This is a genomic window from Streptomyces rugosispiralis (assembly GCF_024505145.1).
Classification (GTDB): Bacteria; Actinomycetota; Actinomycetes; order Streptomycetales; family Streptomycetaceae; genus Streptomyces; species Streptomyces rugosispiralis.
Window position 1 is genome coordinate 26,997 of sequence record NZ_JANIAA010000016.1, and the last position, 24,865, is coordinate 51,861.

Below are 24,865 nucleotides of genomic sequence, written 5' to 3' on the forward strand. Positions count from 1 at the left end.
TGACTCGTAATAGGCAAGGTTTTCATGGTGAACGAAGATAGGCTTCGGGACTACCTCAAGCGGGTAACAGCAGATCTGCACCAAGCGCGCCAACGCCTGCGCGAGCTGGAGGCAGGAGAGCAGGAGCCCATCGCGATCGTGGCGATGAGCTGCCGTTTCCCGGGTGGTGTGGGGAGCCCCGAGGACCTGTGGCGGCTGGTGGCCGGTGGTGGCGATGCCATCTCCGACTTCCCGACCGACCGCGGGTGGGACGTGGACGGGATGTATGACCCCGACCCCGAGAGCTCGGGCACGTTCTACTCCCGCGAGGGTGGCTTCCTGCACGACGTGGCCGACTTCGACGCGGGCTTCTTCGGGATCTCGCCGCGTGAGGCCCTTGCCATGGATCCGCAGCAGCGGTTGCTGCTGGAGACCTCATGGGAGGCGTTCGAGCGCGCGGGCATCGCTCCGGGGTCGGTGAAGGGCCGCCGTGGCGGTGTGTTCGTGGGAGCCTCCACCTCGGGCTACGGGGTGGATGTCGACGACCTCCCGGAGGAAGTCGAAGGCCATTTGCTGACGGGCACCTCGACGTCCGTCGTATCGGGCCGTATCGCGTACACCTTCGGTCTCGAGGGACCCGCGGTGACGGTGGACACGGCATGTTCCTCGTCGCTGGTGGCGCTCCATCTCGCGGCACAGGCGCTGCGCCAGGGCGAGTGTGACCTGGCGCTGGCCGGCGGTGTGACGGTGATGTCGTCCCCGAGCGCCTTCGTGGAGTTCAGCCGGCAGCGCGGGCTGGCCCCCGATGGCCGGTGCAAGCCGTACGCGGACGCCGCGGACGGCACGGGCTGGTCCGAGGGTGTCGGCATGCTGCTCGTGGAGCGGCTGTCGGACGCGCGCCGGCACGGCCACCCGGTGCTGGCGGTCGTGCGTGGCAGCGCCATCAACCAGGACGGCGCGTCCAACGGTCTGACGGCGCCGAACGGCCCCTCGCAGCAGCGGGTCATCCGGGACGCCCTGTCGAGTGCCCGGCTGGCCGCGTCCGATGTGGACGTGGTGGAAGGGCACGGGACCGGTACGTCCCTGGGCGACCCGATCGAGGCGCAGGCCCTGCTGGCCACCTACGGTCAGGAGCGGCCGGAGGGCCGCCCGCTGTGGCTGGGCGCGCTGAAGTCGAACATCGGTCATACCCAGGCCGCCGCCGGTGTCGCGGGTGTTATCAAGATGGTGATGGCGATGCGGCATGGCACGTTGCCGCGGACGCTGCATGTGGACGAGCCGTCGCGGCAGGTGGACTGGTCGGCGGGTGAGGTGCGGCTGCTGACCGAGGCCGTCGAGTGGCCGGAGACGGGTCAGCCGCGCCGGGCCGGTGTGTCGGCGTTCGGGGTGAGCGGCACCAACGCGCACGCCATCATCGAGCAGGCCCCGCCGGTCGAGGACGAGGCCGAGGCGAGCCCGGTTTCCGACGGCGACACCGGTGTGGCCACGTGGCTGCTGTCGGGCCGTGACTCGGACGCTCTGCGGGCCCAGGCCGCCCGGCTCAAGGCGTTCCTGCTGGAGCGGGCCGAGTTGGGCGCGTCGGACGTCGGCCATTCGCTGGTGGCCACACGGTCGATGTTCGAGCACCGTGCCGTGGTGTCGGGCGCGAACCGTACGGAACTCCTCGCCGGACTTGAGGCCGTCGCCGCGGGCGAGGTCGCTCCCGGTGTGCTCCGGGGCGTGGCGGGGACGGCCGTCAAGACGGCGTTCCTCTTCTCCGGCCAGGGCGCGCAGCGCCTTGGGATGGGCCGGGAGCTGTATGACGGCTTCCCCGTGTTCGCCCAGGCGCTGGACGAGGTGTGCGCGCACCTGGACGTGGTGCTGGACCGTCCGCTGCGGGAGGTGGTGTTCGCGGCGGAGGGGAGCGCGGACGCCGGGCTCCTGGATCAGACGGCGTTCACCCAGCCCGCGCTGTTCGCCATCGAGGTGGCCCTGTTCCGGCTGCTGGAGCACTTCGGCGTCACCCCGGATGTCCTCATCGGCCACTCCATCGGCGAGATCGCCGCGGCCCACGTGGCCGGGGTGCTCTCGCTGGAGGACGCGTGCACGCTGGTGGCCGCTCGTGGCCGGCTGATGCAGGCGCTGCCCGAGGGCGGCGCGATGGTCGCGGTGCAGGCGTCGGAGGAGGAGATCTCCGGATCGCTCGCCGGACGCGAGGCCGAGGTGAGCATCGCCGCCGTCAACGGCCCGACCTCCGTGGTCATCGCCGGTGACGAGGCCGCTGTGCTGGAGATCGCCGCCCAGTGGTCGGAACAGGGGCGCAAGACGAGTCGGCTGAAGGTCAGCCACGCCTTCCACTCCCCGCGCATGGACGCGATGCTGGATGACTTCCGCCGCGTCGTGCGGGGGCTGTCCTTCCAGGCCCCCACCCTGGCGCTGGTCTCCAACGTCACGGGAGAGCCGGCCGGGGCCGAGGAGATCAGCTCGCCGGACTACTGGGTGCGGCATGTGCGGGAGGCCGTGCGCTTCGCCGATGGCATTCGCTCCCTCGATGCCCAGGGCGTCACCGCCTACCTGGAGGTGGGCCCCGATGGCGTGCTCTCGGCGATGGCGCGGGACTGCCTGACGACCGAGTCGGCGTCGGCCCCGGTGGTGGTGCCCGTGCTGCGCAAGGGGCGCCCTGACGCACAGGCTCTGATGGCCGCGCTGACCGAGGCCCATGTCCACGGTGTGACGGTGAACTGGGAGCAGGTCTTCGACGGGCGGGGCGCCCGCAAGGTCGAGCTGCCGACGTACCCCTTCCAGCGGCAGCGCTACTGGCTGGCGGGCACGAGCGCGGTGTCCGGCGGATCCGCCGCGGACAGTGTGGACGCGCGGTTCTGGGACGCGGTGGAGCGCGAGGACCTGGAGGCGCTGGCCGAGGCGCTGGATGTCGACGGCGGTGGCTCGCTCGGCGAGCTGCTGCCCGCGCTGTCCTCGTACCGCCGTCAGCAGCGTGACCGGGCCACGGTCGACGGCTGGCGCTACCGCATCTCGTGGAAGCCGGTCTCGGAGACCCCCGCGGCCACCCTCTCGGGAACCTGGCTCGTCATCGTCCCCGCCTCCGGTGCCGATGACACGTTCGCGGAGTCGGCGTGCGCCGCTCTCCAGCGGCACGGCGCCGATGTCGTTCGTGTGGCCGTGGACGAGGACGACCTCGCCCCCGGCGTGCTGACCGGGCGGCTGCGTGACATCGCCGCCGACCTGCCCGGGATCGGCGGGGTGCTGTCCCTGGTGGGCGTGGACGAGCGGCCCTGCGCCGAGCACCCGGTGGTCTCCCGCGGCCTGGCGCTGACGCTCACGCTGGTGCGGGCCCTGGCCGGGGCGGACATCGAGACCCGGCTGTGGTCCGCCACCCGGGGTGCCGTCTCGGTGGGCCGCTCCGACCAGCTCACCAGCCCCGCACAGGCGGAGGTCTGGGGCCTGGGCCGGGTCGCGGCCATGGAACACCCGCGGATCTGGGGCGGTCTCGTCGACCTGCCCGGGACGCTGGACGAGCGCGCCGCCGCGCGACTGGCCTGGGCGCTGTCCGCCGAGGGCGGCGAGGACCAGGTGGCGCTGCGCGGATCCGGAGCGTACGCCCGGCGCCTCTCCCGCGTCACGGTCGGCAACGAGTCGGCGGAGCGCGGGTGGCGGCCCCGTGGTTCGGTGCTGATCACCGGTGGCACCGGCGCCCTGGGCGCCCATGTGGCGCGCTGGGTCGTGCGCGAGGGCGCCGAACACGTGGTGCTGACCAGCCGTCGCGGCCCCGCGGCCGAGGGCGCTGCCGAGCTCAGGGCGGAGCTCGAGGAACTGGGCGCCCAGGTGACCGTGGCGGCCTGCGACGCCGCCGACCGGGACGCCCTCGCCGCGGTGCTGGCCGCCATCCCGGAGCGTTACCCGCTCAGCGCCGTCGTGCACGCGGCGGGCATTCTGGACGACGGTGTGCTGGACGGCCTGACCGTCGACCAGCTCGCCGCGACGCTGACCGCGAAGGTGGCGGGCGCGCGGCACCTGCACGAGCTGACCGAGGGACTGCCGCTCGACGCGTTCGTGCTGTTCTCCTCGTTCGCCGGTGTCGTCGGCAGCGCGGGCCAGGCCGCCTACGCGGCGGCCAACGCCTATCTGGACGCGCTGGCACAGCAGCGCCGGGCCCAGGGCCTGGCCGCCACCGCGGTCGCCTGGGGCCCGTGGGCCGACGGCGGCATGGCCGCGAGCGGCCGCGCCGGAGAGCGGTTCCGCGGAGGGCCGCTGCCGCCCATGGCCCCCTCGCTCGCCGTGGACGTACTGCGCTGGGCCGTGGGCCATGACGAGGCCGCGCTGGCCGTGGCCGACATCGACTGGACCGGAATGGCGTCGATGCTGAGCGCGGGCCCCAGCGCCCTCGTCAGCGACATCCCCGAGGCGCGTGAACTCCTGGCCGCCACGGGCGGAGCCGCCGCCCAGTCGGGGGCGGGCCACGACCTGCGGGCACAACTGGCCGGACAGACGGACGCGGAACAGCGCGCCCTCCTGCTGGACCTCGTACGCACCCACGCGGCCGCGGTCCTCGGCCACTTCTCCGCCGATTCCGTCGAGCCCGGCCGGGCCTTCCGAGACCACGGGTTCGACTCACTCACCGCCATCGAGCTGCGCAACCGGCTCGACATGGCCACCGGGCTGCGCCTGCCCGCGACCCTCGTCTTCGACTACCCCACCGCCGAGGTGCTCGCCGATCACCTGCGGGCGGAACTGGCCGGGTCCCACGCCGAAGCGGCCCTCTCGACCATGTCGCACGGGGTGCGGCCCGAGGATGACGACCCCATCGCGATCGTGGCGATGAGCTGCCGCTTCCCCGGCGGCGTCGAGACCCCGCAGGACCTGTGGCGACTGCTGGCCGAGGGCGGCGACGGCATCGCCGGGTTCCCCGGCGACCGTGGCTGGGACGTCGAGGGGATGTACCACCCGGACCCCGAGCACCCGGGCACGTTCTACGCCCGCGAGGGCGGCTTCCTCTACGGGGCGCCCCAGTTCGACCCCGGGTTCTTCGGGATCTCGCCGCGCGAGGCGGTCGCGATGGACCCGCAGCAGCGGCTGCTGCTGGAGACGTCGTGGGAGGCGTTCGAGAACGCGGGCGTCAAACCGGCCTCGCTGCGGGGCACCCGGACCGGTGTGTTCGTCGGCACCAACGGCCAGGACTACTCGACGATCATGCTCGACGCCCCCGAGGACTTCGCCGGTCATGTGGGCACGGGCAGCGCGGCCAGTGTGGTGTCCGGGCGCATCTCGTACACGTTCGGCCTCGAGGGGCCGGCCATGACGGTGGACACCGCGTGCTCCTCGTCGCTGGTGGCGCTGCATCTCGCGGCACAGGCACTGCGCCAGGGCGAGTGCGATCTGGCGCTGGCCGGTGGTGTGTCGGTGATGTCGACACCGGGCGCGTTCGTGGAGTTCAGCCGCCAGCGCGGCCTGGCTCCCGACGGCCGCTGCAAGCCGTTCGCCGAGGATGCGGACGGCACGGGCTGGTCCGAGGGTGTGGGCATGCTGCTCGTGGAGCGGCTGTCGGACGCCCGGCGCAACGGCCACCAGGTGCTGGCGATCGTGCGGGGCTCCGCCGTGAACCAGGACGGTGCCTCCAATGGTCTGACGGCGCCCAACGGCCCCTCGCAGCAGCGGGTCATCCGGCAGGCGCTGGAGAGCGCCGGGCTGTCGGCCGCCGAGGTGGACGCGGTGGAGGCGCACGGCACCGGTACGACGCTGGGTGACCCGATCGAGGCGCAGGCGCTGCTCGCGACCTACGGCCAGGGCCGCCCGGAGGGCCGCCCGCTGTGGCTGGGCGCCATCAAGTCCAACATCGGTCATACGCAGGCCGCCGCCGGCGTGGCCGGGGTCATCAAGATGGTGATGGCCATGCGTGCGGGCGTGCTGCCGCGGACGCTGCATGTGGACGAGCCGTCGCGGCAGGTGGACTGGTCGGCGGGTGAGGTGCGGCTGCTGACCGAGGCCACCGAGTGGCCGGAGACGGGACAGCCCCGACGGGCGGGTATCTCCTCGTTCGGACTGAGCGGCACCAACGCGCACACCATCCTCGAGCAGGCTCCCGACCTGGAAGAGGCCATGGCCCCGGAGGCGGCCGGGCCCGAGGCGTCGGTGTCGACGGCCGTGGTGCCGTGGCTGGTTTCCGGGCAGAGCCGGGAGGCGCTGCGGGCACAGGCCGAGCGGCTCCACGGGCATGTGGCGGCGCGGGACGACATCGGCGTGCCGGACGTCGGACACACGCTGGCGTCCAGGTCGGAGTTCGAGCACCGGGCCGTGCTGGTGGGTGAGGACCGGGAGACCCTGCTGCGTGGCCTGCGGGCCGTCGCGGAGGGCGGAATCGCCTCGGGAGTCGTCCAGGGGCAGGCCGTACCGGGTGGAAAGTCGGCGTTCCTGTTCTCGGGTCAGGGCGCTCAGCGCCTGGGCATGGGCCGGGAGCTGTACGAGGCGTTCCCGGTGTTCGCCCGCGCGCTGGACGAGGTGTGCGCGCACCTCGACCTCCTGCTGGAGCGTCCGCTGCGGGAGGTGGTGTTCGCGGCGGAGGGGAGCGCGGACGCCGGGCTGCTGGATCAGACGGCGTTCACCCAGCCGGCGCTGTTCGCGATTGAGGTGGCGCTGTTCCGGTTGGTGGAGCACTGGGGTGTCACTCCGGATGTGCTGATCGGGCATTCGATCGGTGAGATCGCGGCGGCGCATGTGGCGGGGGTGTTCTCGCTGGAGGACGCGTGCGCGCTGGTGGCCGCTCGTGGCCGGCTGATGCAGGCGCTGCCCGAGGGCGGCGCGATGGTGGCCGTCGAGGCGTCTGAGGAGGAGATCTCCGGATCGCTCGCCGGTCGTGCGGCCGAGGTGAGCATCGCGGCGGTCAACGGCCCGGCCTCCGTGGTCATCGCGGGTGACGAGGGAGCGGCGCTGGAGATCGCCGCCCAGTGGGCGGAGCAGGGTCGTAAGACGCGTCGGCTGAAGGTCAGCCATGCGTTCCACTCGCCCCGCATGGACGCCATGCTGGACGACTTCCGTGACGTCGTCACGGGCCTGTCCTTCCAGGCACCGTCCATCGCCCTGGTCTCGAATGTGACGGGCGAGGCGGCGAACGCGGATGACGTGTGCTCGCCGGAGTACTGGGTGCGGCATGTGCGCGAGGCCGTGCGGTTCGCGGACGGCATGCGGGCACTCAACGCCCAGGGCGTCACCAGGTTCCTGGAGATCGGCCCCGACGGTGTGCTGTCCGCGATGGCGCGGGACTGCCTGACCGCGGAGGAGGCTTCGGCCTCGGTCGTGGTGCCGGTGCTGCGCAAGGACCGCCCGGAGGCCCAGGCGCTGATGAGCGCGCTGGCCGAACTTCACGTCCACGGTGGCTCGGTGGAGTGGGAGTCCGTCCTCGCCGGGCGCGGCGCGCGGATGGTGGAGCTGCCGACGTACGCCTTCCAGCGTGAGCGGTACTGGCCCGAGGTGTCCCTCTCCCTGAACGGATGGGGCACACCGGGCGCCGTGGACTCGGTGGACGCGCGGTTCTGGGAGGTGGTGGAGCGCCAGGACCTGGAGTCGCTCGCGGGTGCCCTGGCGATCGACAGCGAGGCGCCGCTGAGCGCGGTGCTGCCCGCCCTGTCCGCGTATCACCGCAGCACTCGTGACCAGTCGACCATCGATGGCTGGCGTTACCGGGTGTCCTGGAAGCCGGTCGCGGACGTGACCGGTGGGTCGTTGTCGGGGACGTGGCTGGTGGTGGTTCCGGCGTCCCGTGCCGAGGACGAGCTGGTCCCGGGGGTCGTCGCCGGGCTCGAGCGGCATGGTGCGGGTGTGGTGTCGCTCGTACTGGACGAGCGCGACCTCGACACGGACGTGTTGGCCGAGCGGCTGCGCGAGGCGGCCGCGGAGGCACCGGAGCTGGGTGGTGTGCTGTCGCTGCTCGCCCTGGACGAGGAGCCCTGCCCGGAGCACCCGGCGCTGTCGGGCGGTCTCGCCCTGACCCTGTCCCTGGTACGGGCCATGGTCGAGGCGGGTGTCGAGACTTCGCTGTGGAGCGGAACGCGTGGCGCCGTGTCGGTGGGCCGTTCCGAGCGGCTCACCAGCCCGACCCAGGCGATGGTCTGGGCACTGGGCCGGACGGCCGCGCTGGAGCTGTCGCCGCTGTGGGGCGGTCTGGTCGATCTGCCCGAGTCGCTGGATGAGCGAGCGGTGGCGCGGCTGGTCGGTGTGGTGTCCGCCGGGAACGGCGAGGACCAGGTCGCGGTGCGCGGCTCCGGTGTCTTCGTACGCCGTCTGGCGCGGTCGGCCGCGGCCGTCGGCGAGGAGACGTCGTGGCGGGCGCGTGGCACGGTGCTGGTGACCGGTGGCACGGGCGCGCTGGGGAGTCAGGTGGCGCGCTGGCTGGCGCGCAGCGGTGCCGAGCACCTGGTGCTGACGAGCCGTCGCGGTTCCGACGCGCCGGGGGCGGCCGAGCTGAGTGCGGAGCTCGAGGCGCTGGGCGCCCGGGTGACCGTGGCGGCCTGTGACGTGGCCGACCGCGAGCAGCTCGCCGCGGTGCTGGACGCCGTTCCGGAGGAGTACCCGCTGACGGCGGTCGTCCACGCGGCGGGCGCCAACGGGGCGGGGCCGCTGGCCGAGACCGGGTTGGCCGATGTCGCCGCCGTGGTCTCCGGCAAGGTGGCTGGCGCCGTCAACCTGGACGCGCTGCTGGGCGACCGGGAGCTGGACGCGTTCGTGGTCTTCTCCTCGATCGCCGGTGTGTGGGGCAGTGGTGGCCAGGCCGCGTACGGCGCGGCGAACGCGTATCTGGACGCGCTGGTGGAGGAGCGCCGTGCCCGTGGTCTCGCCGGTACGGCGGTGGCCTGGGGTCCCTGGGCCGAGGGCGGTATGGCGGCCGGCGACGACGGCTTGGCCCGCCGCGGTCTGTCCGCGATGGCGCCCGGTCTGGCGATCGCCGCGCTGCGGGGGGCGGTCGCGGGTGACGACGGTGTGGTGACGGTCGCCGATGTGGACTGGGAGCGGTTCGCCCCCGCGTTCACGATCGGACGGCCCAGCCCGCTCCTCGGCGATCTGCCCGAGGTCCAGCAGGCGCTGGCGAACGCCGGAAACACCGAAGGCACCGGCACCGGCTCGGCACTGCGGGAGCGCCTGACGGGGCTCACCGAGGCCGAGATCGACCGGACCCTGCTCGACCTGGTGCGCGCCCACGCCGCCGCGGTCCTCGGCTTCTCCGGTGCGGAGGCGGTCGAGCCCGCGCGTGCGTTCAAGGAGCTGGGCTTCGACTCGCTGACGGCGGTGGAGTTCCGTAACCGGCTGAACGCGGAGACCGGGCTGGTGCTGCCGGCCACGCTGGTCTTCGACTACCCGAGCGCCACGGTGCTGGCCGACCATCTGCGCGCCGAGGTGCTGGGCACGCGGGGGGCGGTGGCCACGCCGTCGGCGGTGCTGGCCCCGGTCGATGACGACCCGATCGCGATCGTCGGGATGAGCTGCCGCTTCCCCGGTGGTGTGCGCAGCCCGGAGGAGCTGTGGAACCTCGTCGCGGCCGGTACGGACGCCATCACGGACTTCCCCTCCGACCGTGGGTGGGACGTCGACGGGATGTACGACCCCGACCCGGAGAGCTTGGGCACCTTCTACGCCCGTGAGGGCGGGTTCCTCGACGGGGTGGGCGAGTTCGACGCGGCGTTCTTCGGGATCTCGCCGCGTGAGGCGCTGGCGATGGACCCGCAGCAGCGGCTGCTGCTGGAGACCTCGTGGGAGGCGTTCGAGCGGGCCGGTATCGACCCGGCGTCCCTGCGCGGCAGCCAGATCGGCGTCTACGTGGGAGCCGCGACCTCCGGCTACGGCATGGGGCTGAACGAGATCCCCGAGGGGCTCGAAGGGCAGCTGCTGACCGGCAGCGCCACCTCCGTCGTATCGGGCCGCATCTCCTACACCCTGGGTCTGGAGGGGCCCGCGCTGACGGTGGACACGGCGTGCTCGTCGTCGCTGGTCGCGCTGCACCAGGCCGCGCAGGCGGTGCGTCAGGGCGAGTGCTCCATGGCGCTCGCCGGTGGCGTCACCGTGATGACCAGCCCGGCCGCCTTCGTGGAGTTCAGCCGGCAGCGTGGGCTCGCCCCCGACGGACGGTGCAAGCCGTTCGCGGACGCGGCCGACGGCACGGGCTGGTCCGAGGGTGTGGGCATGCTCCTCGTGGAGCGGCTGTCCGACGCCCGGCGCAACGGCCACCAGGTGCTGGCGGTCGTGCGCGGCTCCGCCGTGAACCAGGACGGTGCGAGCAACGGCCTGACGGCGCCCAACGGCCCGTCCCAGCAGCGGGTGATCCGGCAGGCTCTCGCCAACGCCCAGCTGTCGCCCGCAGACGTCCAGGTGATCGAGGCGCACGGCACCGGTACGACGCTGGGCGACCCGATCGAGGCGCAGGCGCTGCTCGCGACGTACGGCCAGGAGCGCCCGGAGGACCTGCCGCTCTGGCTGGGCTCGATCAAGTCGAACATCGGCCACACCCAGGCCGCCGCCGGTGTCGCCGGTGTCATCAAGATGGTGATGGCGATGCGGCACGGAGTGCTGCCGCGGACGCTGCACGTGGATCAGCCGTCGAGCGAGGTGGACTGGTCCGCGGGCGAGGTGCGCCTGCTGACCGAGGCCGCCGCATGGCCCGAGACCGAGCAGCCGCGCCGGGCCGGAATCTCCGCCTTCGGCGTGAGCGGCACCAACGCGCACACCATCATCGAACAGGCCCCGGTGCACGACGAGGCGGAGCCCGCCCCGGCGGCTCCCGCCGACGACCACGGCATGGCCCCCTGGGTGCTCTCCGCCCGGAGCCCGGAAGCCCTGCGCGCCCAGGCCGAGCGGCTGCGCGCCCACCTCTCCGAAGGGGCCGGGTCCGGCGTTCTGGACATCGCCGAATCGCTGGTCGCCACGCGATCGGTGTTCGAGCACCGCGCGGTGCTGCTGGGCACCGACCACGACACGCTGCTGCGCGGCCTGGAGACCGTCGCCGCGGGCGACGACGCCCCCGGCGTCGTCCAGGGGCAGGCGGCCACGGCCGGAAAGACCGCGTTCCTGTTCACCGGCCAGGGCGCACAGCGCCTCGGCATGGGCCGGGAGTTGTACGACGCCTTCCCGGTGTTCGCCCGCGCCCTGGACGAGGTGTGCGCGCGGCTGGACATGGTGCTCGACCGGCCGCTGCGCGAGGTGATGTTCGCGGCCGAGGGCAGCGCGGACGCCGAGCTGCTGGATCAGACGGCGTTCACCCAGCCCGCGCTGTTCGCGGTCGAGGTGGCGCTGTTCCGGCTGCTGGAGCACTGGGGCATCGCCCCGGATGTGCTGATCGGCCACTCCATCGGTGAGATCGCCGCCGCCCACGTGGCCGGGGTGTTCTCGCTGGAGGACGCCTGCACGCTGGTGGCCGCTCGCGGCCGGCTGATGCAGGCCCTGCCGGCCGGTGGCGCCATGGTCGCCATCGAGGCGTCGGAGGAGGAGATCGCGGCCTCGCTGGCCGGTCGTGCGGCCGAGCTGAGCATCGCCGCCGTCAACGGCCCCACCGCGGTGGTCATCGCCGGTGACGAGGGAGCGGCGCTGGAGATCGCCGCCCAGTGGGCGGAGCGGGGTCGCAAGACCCGCCGCCTGCGCGTCAGCCACGCCTTCCACTCCCCGCACATGGACGCGATGCTGGACGAGTTCCGCACCGTCGTCTCCGGTCTGACCTTCCAGGCGCCGTCCATCGCCCTCATCTCGAATGTCACGGGTGAGCAGGCCGGTGCCGAGGAGGTGTGCTCGCCGGAGTACTGGGCGCGGCACGTACGGGAGACCGTCCGCTTCCGCAACGGGGTGCGGGCGCTCGAAGCGCAGGGTGTCACCGCGTACATCGAGGTGGGCCCCGACGGCGTACTGTCCGCGATGGCCCAGGACTGCCTGACCGAACCGGCCGACGACATCGCGGCCGAGGACACACCGGCCCCCCTGCTGGTTCCGGTGCTGCGCAAGGACCGCCCCGAGACCCAAGCGCTCGTCGCGGCCCTCGCCGAGATGCACGTCCACGGCGAAACCGTCGACTGGCGGCCGTTCTTCGCCGGACGCGGCGCCCGCCGCGTCGACCTTCCGACCTACGCGTTCCAGCACCAGCGCTACTGGCTGGAGTCCGGCACCGCGGCGGGAGACGCCGCTGCCTTCGGCCTCGACCCCGCCGATCACCCGCTGCTGGGCGGAGCCGTCCCCCTCGCGGGCGCCGACGGCCTGGTGTTCACCGGAACGCTCTCGCTGCGCACCCAGCCCTGGCTGGCCGACCACGTCCTGCGCGGCGAGGCGGTCCTGGCCACCGCGGCCCTCGTCGAACTGGCCATTCGCGCCGGTGACGAGGTCGGCCTCGGCCAGGTGGAAGAGCTGGTCATCCAGGCGCCGCTGGTCCTCCCCCGAGGGGGCGGCGTCCAGATCCAGCTCGTCCTCGGCGAGGAGGACGAGTCCGGCACCCGTTCGCTGGAGATGTACTCGCGGATGGCCGAGCCGGACGGCGAGGACGAGTGGATCTGCCACGCCAGCGGTGTGCTCGCCCCGGAGCCGGACGATGCCGCGACCGCCGAAGGGGCGGCGCGCTTCGACTCCACGACATGGCCCCCGCCCGGCGCCGAGCGCGTCGATGTGGACGGCCTGTATGACCGCCTCGCCGACGACGGCCTCGGCTACGGTCCCTCGTTCCGTGGGCTGCGAGCCGTGTGGCAGCGCGAGGACGAGGTGTTCGCGGAGGTCAGCCTGGCCGAGGAGTCCGTCGCGGACGCCCAGCGGTTCGGGTTGCACCCCGCGCTTCTGGACGCGGCGCTGCAGCCGCTCGGCCTCGGAGTGCTGGACGGTGTGGGGCGCGGCCGCATGCTGTTCAGCCTGGCCGGGGTGTCGCTGTACGCGGCCGGTGCCGCCGCGCTGCGTGTCCGGCTCGCCCGGACGGGCCCGGAGACCCTCTCCCTGGCGGCCGTCGACGGAGCCGGTGAGGCCGTGCTCTCCGCCGACGCGCTGACGCTGCGGCAGATCGCCACGGAGCAGCCGGAGACCACGGCGCCGGATACGGCCGGGACCGGCACCTCTCCCGAGGTGACCGCGCCCGTCGAGGAGACCCTCCCCGTCGAGGAGTCCGCCCCCGTCGAGGAGACCGTCCCCGTCGAGCAGACCTCCGCCAAGCCTTCCCGTCGGCGCAAGACCACACGACGCACCGCCAAGCGGGGCGCCGGATCGGAATCCGGACCGCTCGCCGCGCTGCGGGAGCGGCTGACCGGGCTCTCCGAGCCCGAGCAGGACCGTGTGCTGCTCGATGTGATCCGCACCCACGTCGCGGCGGTGCTCGGACACGCCTCCGCCGACGCGGTCCAGGGGTCGCAGGCGTTCAAGGACCTCGGCTTCAGCTCGCTGACCGCCGTCGAGTTCCGTAACCGGGTGAGCAAGGCCACGGGCCTGCGCCTCCCGGCGACGGCCGTGTTCGACTACCCGACCCCCGCCGAACTGGCGAAGTTCACCCGTGCCGAGGTCCTCGGCACCCTGACCGGGGCCCGCCGGCCGGTACCGGTCGCGGTGGCGGCCAACGACGATCCGATCGTGATCGTGGGGATGAGCTGCCGCTATCCCGGAGGGGTGACCACCCCCGAGGGTCTGTGGGATCTCGTCGCCCAGGGCCGGGACGGCATCTCGCCCTTCCCGACGGACCGCGGCTGGGACGTGGAGAACCTCTACGACCCGGACCCGGACGAGCCGGGCAAGTGCTACACGCAGGAAGGTGGCTTCCTGCACAACGCCAGCCAGTTCGACCCGGCGTTCTTCGGGATCTCGCCGCGTGAGGCGCTCGCGATGGACCCGCAGCAGCGGCTGCTGCTGGAAACCTCATGGGAGGCGCTGGAGCGGGCCGGTATCGACCCGGTCTCCGCGAAGGGCAGCCAGACCGGCGTCTTCGCCGGCGTGACCTACCAGGACTACGGCGGTCTCCTCGTCGGTTCTCAGGAGAGCGTCGAGGGCCTCGTCGGTACCGGTGTCTCGCCGAGCGTGCTCTCGGGCCGTATCTCCTACGCCCTCGGCCTCGAAGGGCCCGCGCTGACGGTGGACACCGCGTGCTCCTCGTCGCTGGTCGCCCTGCACCTCGCGTGGCAGGCACTGCGCCAGGGCGAGTGCTCGCTGGCGCTGGCCGGTGGTGTGACGGTGATGTCCACCCCGATGTCGCTGATCGAGTTCAGCCGGCAGCGCGCCCTCGCCTCCGACGGTCGGAGCAAGCCGTTCTCGGCTGCCGCGGACGGTGCGAGCTGGGCCGAGGGCGTCGGCATGCTCGTCCTCGAACGGCTGTCGGACGCTCGCCGCAACGGGCACGAGGTGCTCGCCGTGGTGCGGGGCAGCGCGGTGAACCAGGACGGTGCGAGCAACGGCCTGACGGCCCCCAACGGTCCCTCGCAGCAGCGGGTCATCCGGCAGGCGCTGGCGAACGCCCGCCTGTCGGCCGCCGAGGTCGACGCGGTGGAGGCGCACGGTACGGGTACCACGCTGGGTGACCCGATCGAGGCCCAGGCACTGCTGGCCACCTACGGCCAGGAACGCCCCGAGGGCGAGCCGCTGCTGCTGGGCGCCATCAAGTCGAACATCGGCCACTCGCAGGCGGCCGCGGGCGTGGGCGGCGTCATCAAGATGGTGATGGCGATGCGGCACGGTGTGCTGCCGAAGACGCTGCACCTCGATGAGCCCTCGCCGCACGTGGACTGGACGGAGGGCGACGTCGAACTGCTGGCCGAGGCCAGGCCGTGGCCCGAGACCGGGCGTCCGCGCCGTGCGGGCGTGTCGGCGTTCGGCATGAGCGGCACCAATGTGCACACCATCCTGGAGCAGGCTCCCGAGGTCGAGGCGGCCGAGGTCGCCGAGGTCGAGATCGCCGATGGCCCGGTGACATGGGTCGTGGCGGGCAAGAGCAACGACGCGGTGCTGGCCCAGGCCGAGCGCCTGCGGGAGTTCGTGGCCGAGCGCCCGGAGCTGCGTGCCGCCGATGTGGCGCACTCCCTCGCGACGACCAGGTCCGCGTTCCAGTACCGGGCCGCGGTGACCGGGACCGGCCGGGAGGAACTCCTCGAGCGTCTGGCGGCGGTGGCCCAGGGTGCCAAGGCACCGGGTGTGGTCCGGGCGAGCGCCGTCGAGGCACCGGGCCGTTCGGTGTTCGTCTTCCCCGGCCAGGGGGCGCAGTGGATGGGCATGGCGGTGGGCTTGCTGGAGTCCTCGCCGGTGTTCGCGGCGGCGATCGGCGAGTGTGAGACGGCCCTGTCCGCTTACGTGGACTGGTCGTTGACCGAGGTACTGCGCGGTGTCGAGGGTGCTCCCGGCTTCGACCGGGTGGATGTCGTTCAGCCGGTGCTGTTCGCGGTGATGGTGTCGCTGGCGAAGCTGTGGCGTTCGGTCGGTGTCGAGCCGGATGCCGTGATGGGCCACAGCCAGGGCGAGATCGCGGCGGCCTGCGTGGCGGGTGCGCTGTCGCTGGAGGACGCCGCGAAGGTGGTGACCTTGCGGTCGCAGGCGATCGCGGCGGGTCTTGCCGGCCGTGGTGGCATGGTGTCGGTCGGCCTGTCGGCGGACGCGGCCAGGGAGCGTATCGCCGCCTGGGACGGTGCGATATCCGTCGCCGCGGTGAACGGTCCCGGTTCGGTCGTGGTGTCGGGTGACCCGGGCGCGCTGGATGAGATGGTCGCCCAGTTGGAGGGTGAGGAGGTCCGTGTCCGCCGGGTTCCGGTGGACTACGCCTCGCACTCCGCCCACGTGGAGGCGATTCACGAGGAACTGCTGAAGGTTCTGGCGGACTTGGAGCCGCGTTCGTCGGAGGTGCCGTTCTACTCGACGGTGACCGGCGAACTGGTGGACACCGCCGGCCTGGACGCGGAGTACTGGTACCGCAACCTGCGGCAGACCGTCGAGCTGGAAGCCACCACGCGTACCCTGCTCGGCACTGGCCACGGCGTGTTCATCGAGGTGAGCCCGCATCCGGTCCTCACTCTTCCCGTTCAGCAGACGGTCGAGTCCGCCGCGGCGCAGGCCGTGGTCGTCGGCACGCTGCGGCGCGACGAGGGCGGCCCGGAGCGGTTCCTGACCTCGATCGCCGAGCTCCATGTCAACGGGGCCGACGTCGACTGGCGGAAGGTGTTCGCCGGACACGGCGCCCGCCAGATCGACCTGCCGACCTACGCCTTCCAGCGGCAGCGGTACTGGCCGCGGCCGGCCGAGGACGCCACGTTCGGCAACGCACCCGTGTCCGAGGCCGACTCGGTGGATGCCCGGTTCTGGGAGGCCGTCGAGCGCGAGGACCTCGAGGGACTGGCGCAGACGCTGGAGCTTGACGGGGAGGCGCCGCTGAGCGCGGTGCTGCCCGCCCTGTCGTCCTACCGACGGGGCAGGCGTGACCGCTCGACGGTCGACAACTGGCGCTACCGGATCAACTGGAAGCCCCTCATCGACCAGCCGTCGTCCGGCTCCGACGAGGAGCGGGGCGCCCCGATCACCGGTACCTGGGTGGTCGTGGTCCCGCCGGTCGACACCGCCCGTGAACTGGCCGAACGCATCGCCCGGGACGTGGAGCGCCACGGGGCCCGCATGGTCCGGATCGACCTGGACGAGGCGGAGCCGGAGCGGTCGTCGCTGGTCGAGCTCATCCGGGCCGCGGCCCCCGGCACACCCGCCGCGGACGGATCCGGGCAGCAGGGGAAGCCCGCGATCGACGGAGTGCTCTCCCTGCTCGCGCTGGACGAGGCGGCGCTCGCCGAACACTCAGGTGTGCCGCGTGGCTTCGCCGCCACCGTGGCCCTGGTCCAGGCGCTGAGCGACATCGACATCGATGTGCCGCTGTGGCTCGCCACCACCGGAGCCGTGTCCGTGGGCCGCTCCGACCGGGTCGGCAGCGTCAAGCAGTCCCTGGTATGGGGGCTGGGCCGGGTGGTCGGCCTGGAGTACGCACAGCGCTGGGGCGGTCTCGTCGACCTCCCCGAGTCGCCGGACGCGATCGACGAGCGGGCGCTGAACCGTCTGGTCGGCCTGATCGGGCGCTCCGGTGACGAGGACCAGGTCGCGGTGCGCGCCACCGGGGTCTTCGGCCGACGGCTGGTCCGGGCGCCCCTGGGCGACACCCGGCCGGCCCGTACCTGGCAGCCTCGCGGCAGCGTCCTGATCACCGGTGGTACCGGTGCCATCGGTGGCCGCCTCGCCCGCTGGCTGGTCCGTGGCGGTGCCGAGCACCTGGTGCTGACCAGCCGCCGTGGCCTGGACGCCCCCGGCGCGGCCGAGCTGAGGGACGAACTGACCGCTCTCGGCGCACGGGTCACCATCGCGGCCTGTGACGCCGCCGACCGCGGCGCACTGCGTGAGCTGCTCGACGGGCTGCCCGCCGAGTACCCGCTGACCGCGGTGGTGCACGCGGCCGGTGTGCTGGACGACGGCCTGATCGACACCCTCACCGTCCCCAGGACGCAGGGGGTCTTCCGGCCCAAGGTGGACGCCGTGGTGAACCTCCACGAGCTGACCCAGGACCTGGACCTGTCCGCGTTCATCCTCTTCTCCTCCTACGCCGGAACCGTCGGTGGTACCGGTCAGGGCAGCTACGCCGCCGCGAACGCCTTCCTCGACGCCCTGGCGCAGCAGCGCCGGGCCCAGGGGCTGGCGGCCACCTCGGTGGCGTGGGGTGCCTGGGGCGGCGGTGGTCTGGTCAACGACGCCACCGCGGCCCAGCTGAAGCGGCAAGGTATGCCGGCGCTGGCGCCCGAACTCGCCGTCGACGCCCTTCAGCAGGCGCTCGACCACGAAGAGGCCGACATCACCGTCGCCGACGTGGACTGGGAGCGCTACGCCCCCGGGTTCGCCGCGGCCCGGCCGCGTCCCCTCCTGAACGAACTGCCCGAGGTGCGACAGGCGCTGGAGGAGGCCGAGGCCGAGCTCGGCGCGGCCTCCGCCGGGCTGGCCGCGCGCCTGCAAGGGCTGTCGGCCGCCGAACGCACGGCGGAGGTGCTCGACCTCGTCAGGTCGCACGCCGCCGAGGCGATCGGATATCCGAGTGCCGACTCGGTTGAGCCGGACCGGGCCTTCAGGGACATCGGGTTCGACTCGCTGACCGCCGTGGAGCTGCGCAACGGCCTCGGCATGGCGTCCGGTGTGAACCTGCCGATCACCGTGGCCTTCGACTACCCGACGCCCACGGCGCTCGCCGAGTTCCTCCTCGGTGAGGTGCTGGGCACCGCCCCCGCGCCGGTCGATGACCTGCCGGTGGTGACGGGCACGGTCGTGGACGACGATCCGATCGTGATCGTGTCGATGAGCTGCCGCTTCCCCGGTGGGGTACGCACTCCGGAGGATCTGTGGCGACTGGTCTCCGAGGGCAGCGACGTGATCAGCGCCTACCCGACCAACCGTGGCTGGGACCTCGACGAGCTCTACGACCCGGACCCGGAGAACTCGGGCACCAGCTATTCGAGCGGCGGCGGCTTCGTCTACGACGCCGACGAGTTCGATCCGCAGTTCTTCGGGATCGCTCCGCGCGAGGCGCTGACCATCGACCCGCAGCAGCGGCTGCTGCTGGAGACCTCCTGGGAGGTGTTCGAGCGGGCGGGTATCGACCCCACGTCGCTCAAGGGAAGCCGGACGGGTGTCTTCGCGGGAAGCAACGGCCAGGACTACATCGGCCTGCTGCTGACCGCCCCGGGCGGCCCCGAGGGCTACCTCGGAACGGGTAACGCGGCCAGCGTCGTATCGGGCCGTATCTCCTACACCTTCGGTCTCGAAGGACCGGCCGTCACGGTGGACACGGCGTGCTCGTCGTCGCTGGTGGCGCTGCACATGGCCGTGCAGTCGCTGCGCCAGGGCGAGTGCTCCCTCGCGCTGGCCGGCGGTGTCACGATCATGTCCAGCCCGGGGTCGTTCGTGGACTTCAGCCGCCAGAAGGGGCTGTCGTCGGACGGGCGGTGCAAGGCGTTCGCCGCGTCGGCGGACGGTACCGGCTGGTCCGAGGGTGTCGGCGTGCTGCTGCTGGAGCGGCTGTCGGACGCGCGGCGCAACGGTCACCCGGTGATGGCGATCGTGCGCGGCTCCGCGATCAACCAGGACGGTGCGTCCAACGGCATCACGGCGCCCAACGGCCCGTCGCAGCAGCGAGTCATCCGCCAGGCGCTGGCCAGCGCCGACCTCGCCGCCCACCAGATACAGGCGGTCGAGGCGCACGGCACCGGCACCAGGCTCGGTGACCCGATCGAGGCGCAGGCGCTGCTGGCCACCTACGGCCAGGGGCGGCCGGAGGACCAGCCGCTGTGGCTGGGCTCCATCAAGTCGAACCTCGGACACACGCAGGCGGCCGCGGGCGTGGCCGGGATCATCAAGATGGTGATGGCCATGCGTGCGGGCGTGCTGCCGAAGACGCTCCACGTCGATGAGCCGACGCCGCATGTGGACTGGACGGCGGGCGAGGTCCGGCTGCTGACCGCGCCGACCGCGTGGCCGGAGAACGGCGAGCCGCGCCGGGCGGGCATCTCCTCGTTCGGCATCAGCGGCACCAACGCCCACACCATCATCGAGCAGGCCCCGGAGCCGGAGGCGGTGGAGCGGGTCCGTACGGACGACGCCCCCTCGACCGACGCGGAAGCACTTCCGTGGCCGGTCACCGGCAAGGGCGCCGAGGCGCTGCGCGCCCAGGCGAGGAACCTGCACGACCATGTGACGGCCCACCCCGAGCTCGACCTGAACGACGTGGGCTACGCGCTGGCGACCACCCGGTCCGTCTTCGACCACCGCGCCGTGCTCCTGAGCGGCGACCGGGACGGCCTGCTGAGCGGTCTCGAGGCCATCGCCTCGGGTGCCACGGCCCCCGGAGTGATCCAGGGATCCGTGGGCACGGCCGGCAAGACGGCGTTCCTGTTCTCGGGCCAGGGCGCGCAGCGTCCGGGCATGGGACGGGAGCTGTACGACGCCTTCCCGGTGTTCGCCCGCGCCCTGGACGAGGTGTGCGCGCATCTCGATGTGCTGCTCGACCGGCCGCTGCAGGAGGTGATGTTCGCGGTCGAGGGCAGCGCGGATGCCGAGCTGCTCAACCAGACGGCGTTCACCCAGCCGGCGCTCTTCGCCATCGAGGTGGCGCTGTTCCGGCTGCTGGAGCGCTGGGGCGTCACCGCGGACGTACTGATCGGCCACTCGGTGGGCGAGGTCGCCGCGGCCCATGTGGCCGGGGTGCTCTCCCTGGAGGACGCGTGCGCGCTCATCGCGGCGCGTGGCCGCCTGATGCAGGCGCTGCCGGAGGGCGGCGCGATGGTGGCCATCCAGGCATCCGAGGAGGAGATCGCGGTATCGCTGGCCGGTCGTGAGACCGAGGTGAGCATCGCCGCGGTCAACGGCCCGACGGCCGTGGTGATCGCGGGAGATGAGGCCGCGGCACTGGAGATCGCCGGACAGTGGGAGCAGGAGGGCCGCAAGACCCGCCGGCTGAAGGTCAGCCACGCCTTCCACTCGCCGCGCATGGACGCGATGCTGGACGACTTCCGTGATGTCGTCTCCGGCCTGTCCTTCCAGGCACCGTCGATCTCCCTGGTCTCCAACCTCACCGGTGCGTCCGCCGGAGCGGCCGAGGTGTGCGCGCCGGAGTACTGGGTGCGGCACGTGCGGGAAGCGGTGCGGTTCGCGGACGGGGTACGGGCCCTGGAGAAGCTCGGGGTGACCTCGTTCCTGGAGGTGGGCCCCGATGGTGTGCTCACCGCGATGGCCCAGGACTGCCTCGTGACCGACGAGGCCGGAGGCGATCTCACCCTCGTCCCCGCCCTGCGCAAGAACCGCCCCGAGGCCCAGGCGCTGACGACGGCGCTGGCCGAACTCCATGTCCACGGCACCACCGTGAACTGGTCGACGGCGTTCGCCGGACGCGATGTGCGGCAGGTGGAACTGCCCACCTACGCCTTCCAGCGTCAGCGCTACTGGCCGAAGGCACCCGGCCCGATGACCGGGGACGTCGCCTCCGCCGGGCTCAGCTCTCCCAACCACCCGCTGCTGGGTGCCGGAGTCGAGCTGGCGGGCAGCGATGGATTCCTGTTCACCAGCAGGCTGTCGGTGCAGAGCCAGCCGTGGCTCGCCGACCACGCGATCGGCGGCATGGCACTGTTCCCGGGGACCGGATTCCTCGAACTGGCCATCCGCGCCGCCGACCAGGTCGGCAGCGGCCGGGTCGAGGAGGTCACCCTGGCCACCCCGATGGTCCTGCCCGAGAACGAACCGGTCCAGGTACAGCTCTGGGTGGGTGACACGGACGAGACGGGCTACCGCTCGCTCAGCCTGTACTCCCGCTCGGCCAACGCGTCCTCGGACGAGCCGTGGACACAGCACGCGGCCGGTGCGCTCGCCCCGGCCGGCCCCGAGCCGTCGTTCGACCTGAGCGCATGGCCCCCGGCGAACGCGGAAGCCCTGGACATCAGCGACTTCTACGAGCGCTTCGCCGCCACCGGCTTCGCCTACGGCCCGGTGTTCCAGGGCCTGCAGGCCGCCTGGCGCTCCGGCGACGACGTCTACGTCGAGGTCAGCCTCGGTGAGAAGCACGCGTCGGACGCGGCCGACTTCGGCCTCCACCCCGCCCTGCTGGACGCCGCCGTGCAGGCGGTGACCTTCGTCGCCCTGGAGGACGTCGGGCTCTCCCGGCTCCCGTTCTCCTGGAGCGGGGTGTCGCTCCACGCCGGTGGCGCGTCCACCCTGCGGGTGCGGCTCAGCCAGCTCGGACCGGATTCCATCTCCCTCGCGGTGGCCGACGGAACCGGCCGCCCGGTGGCGTCGATCGAATCCCTCGTGCTGCGCCCGGTGTCGGTGGAACAGATCGAGTCGGCCAGGACGTCGGCGTTCCGCGACTCGCTGTTCACGCTGGACTGGACCCCCGTCCCGGCCACCGCTCCCGCCGAGGCGGCAGCGGCCAAGTGGGCCGTGGTGGGCACCGACCACTACGGACTGGCCGCCGGCGCGATCGCCGGAGCCGAGGTGACCGCCTACGCCGATCTCGACGCGTTGGGCGCCGCGATCGACGGTGGCGCCGCTGCCCCGGAGGCCGTACTGGTCTCCTACGCACCGGGCCTCGACGACGAGGCGGCTCAGGGCAAGCCCAAGAGCAAGGCGAAGGGCAAGGGCAAGAGCAAGGGCAGGGCCAAGCGGGGCCTGGAGCCCGCGGGCGCCATCCACGCGGTGACGCACCACACGCTCGGCATGATCCAGGGCTGGCTCGGCGACCGCCGGTTCGACTCCTCCCGACTGGTCTTCGTGACGTCGGGCGCGATGGCGCCCGAAGACCGCGAGGAGACTCCGGACATGATCCACGCCCCCCTCTGGGGCATGGTGCGGTCCGCGCAGTCGGAGAACCCGAACTGCTTCGTCCTGGTGGACCTGGACCCGCGGGAGCCCGCCGAGGCGTCCAAGGCGGCACTGCCCGCCGTGCTCGCCACCGACGAGCCGCAGGCCGTGGTCCGCGAGGGGACGGTGCTCGGCCAGCGCATGGCCCGGGTCTCCTCGGGTACCGCGCTGCTGCCGCCCGCCGGGATACGGGAGTGGCGCCTGGACATGCACGCCAAGGGAACCCTGGAGAACCTGGCGCTGCTGCCCTGCCCCGATGCCGCCGAAGCCCTGCGCGAGAACGAGATCAGGGTCGAGATGCGCGCGGCGGGTGTGAACTTCCGCGATGTGCTCAACGCCCTGGGGATGTACCCCGGAGAGGCCGGGCCGCTCGGTGGCGAGGGCGCCGGTACCGTGACCGAGGTCGGCCCCGGAGTGACGGACCTGGCGCCCGGCGACCGGGTGATGGGCATCTTCGGCGGGTCGTTCGGCCCGGTCGCCATCACCGACCGGCGCGTCGTCGCCCGGATTCCGGACGACTGGACGTTCGAGCAGGCGGCCTCCACGCCCATCGTGTTCCTGACGGCCTACTACGCCATGGTGGACCTGGGAGATCTCCAGGCCGGCCAGTCGGTGCTGGTGCACTCGGCGGCCGGTGGTGTGGGCATGGCCACGCTCCAGCTGGCACGACACCTCGGCGCCGAGGTGTTCGGTACCGCGAGCGAGGGCAAGTGGGACACGCTGCGGTCGCTGGGTCTGGATGACGAGCACATCGCGTCGTCCCGGACGCTGGACTTCGAGAAGCGCTTCTTCGATGTGACCGGCGGGCGCGGTATGGACGTGGTGCTCGACTCGCTGGCGCGGGAGTTCGTGGACGCGGGTCTGCGTCTGCTGCCGCGCGGCGGCCGGTTCCTGGAGATGGGCAAGACCGACATCAGGGTGCCGGAGGAGGTGGCCGCCGAATACAGCGGTGTCTCCTACCAGGCGTTCGATCTCATGGAGGCGGGACCCGATCGCATCCATGAGATGTGGGGCGAGCTGATCTCCCTGTTCGAGAGCGGAGTGCTGCGGCCGCTGCCGGTGCGCACCTGGGACGTCCGCAGGGCGCCCGATGCCTTCCGCTTCATCGGCCAGGCCCGGCACACCGGCAAGGTGGCGCTGACCATCCCGAGGACGCTCGATGGCCCGGGGACGGTGCTGATCACGGGTGGTACGGGTGGTCTGGGCGCGTTGCTGGCCCGTCATCTGGTGGTGGAGCACAAGGTCGAGCGTCTGGTGCTGACGAGTCGTCGTGGCCTGGAGGCGCCGGGTGCCGCGGAGTTGGCGGCGGAGCTGGCCGGGCTGGGCGCCGAGGCACAGGTCGTGGCGTGTGATGTCACCGACCGGGCGTCGGTGGAGAGCCTGCTGACCGGAATCGGGTCGGAGCATCCGCTGTCGGCCGTGGTGCATGCGGCGGGTGTGCTGGATGACGGTGTGGTGGAGTCGCTGACGCCGGAGCGGGTGGACAAGGTGCTGCGTCCGAAGGTGGACGCCGCGCTGCACCTGCACGAGCTGACCCGCGACCTCGACCTCGCGGCCTTCATCCTGTACTCCTCCGTCTCCGGTACCTTCGGCGGCTCGGGCCAGGCCAACTACGCGGCGGGCAACGCGTTCATGGACGCCCTGGCCCAGCACCGCAGGGCCGAGGGTCTCCCCGCGGCCTCGCTCGTCTGGGGGCCGTGGACGCAGGACGGCGGCATGACCACCGAGCTGGCCGACGCCGACGTCAGCCGCATGACCAGGACCGGTATGGTCGCCCTCACCCCCGAGGCCGGGCTCGCGCTGTTCGACGCGACCCGCGATCTCGACGGTGCCGTCCTGGTGCCCATGACGATGGACATGGCGTCGGTGGGCGAGCACGTACCCGCGCTGCTGCGCGGGCTGGTGCGGGCACCCGCGCGCCGGGCCGCGGAGGCGGGCGCCGCGAGCACCACGGCCGACCCGGCCGCCGAGCTCAAGCAGCACCTGGCCGGGAAGTCCGAGACGGAGCGCGAGCGCATCCTGGTGGACCTGGTGTGCGACCAGGTGGCCGTCGTCCTGGGCTACGCGTCGGGACAGGCGATCGAACCCGGACACGCCTTCAAGGACCTGGGCTTCGACTCCCTGTCGGCCGTCGAGCTGCGCAACCGGCTCAACGCGATCACCGGAACGCGCCTGCCGGCGACCCTGGTGTTCGACTACCCGACCCCGGCGTCGCTCGGGCGATTCCTGCGGGACGAGGTCACCCCGGCGGACGGGCCCGCGACCGAGCCCGTCTTCGGAGAACTCGACCGGCTGGAATCCACCTTGTCGGCGCTCGAATCCGACAGCGAGACGCACGCCCAGATCATGGCGCGGCTCCAGGGGCTGGTGGCCAAGTGGTCCGCCGGCGGTACCGGGCAGGTGTCCGGCACCGCGACGGCCCTGGACGACGACATGGACGACGACAGCGAGATCGAATCGGCAACCGCCGACGAGATCTTCAAACTCATCGACGACGAATTCGGAAATTCCTGACGTGGTGAGCTGGAACTCACAGAGTGTTTCAAGGGGCTGG

The 24,865-nt window shown here is 72.5% G+C and carries 1 protein-coding gene; it reads left to right on the forward strand.

Annotated elements, in window-relative coordinates; translation table 11 throughout:
- Nucleotides 1-24: 24 nt before the first annotated feature.
- On the forward strand, nt 25-24,825 hold the full coding sequence (locus NP777_RS23475) for a type I polyketide synthase (protein ID WP_256652156.1): 24,801 nt from the start codon (nt 25-27) through the stop codon (nt 24,823-24,825).
- Nucleotides 24,826-24,865 lie beyond the last annotated feature (40 nt).

What these genes read in the sequence shown, in the direction of transcription:
- NP777_RS23475 (WP_256652156.1), top strand. Translation starts at nt 25, where the DNA reads ATGGTGAACGAAGATAGGCTTCGGGACTACCTCAAGCGGGTAACAGCA.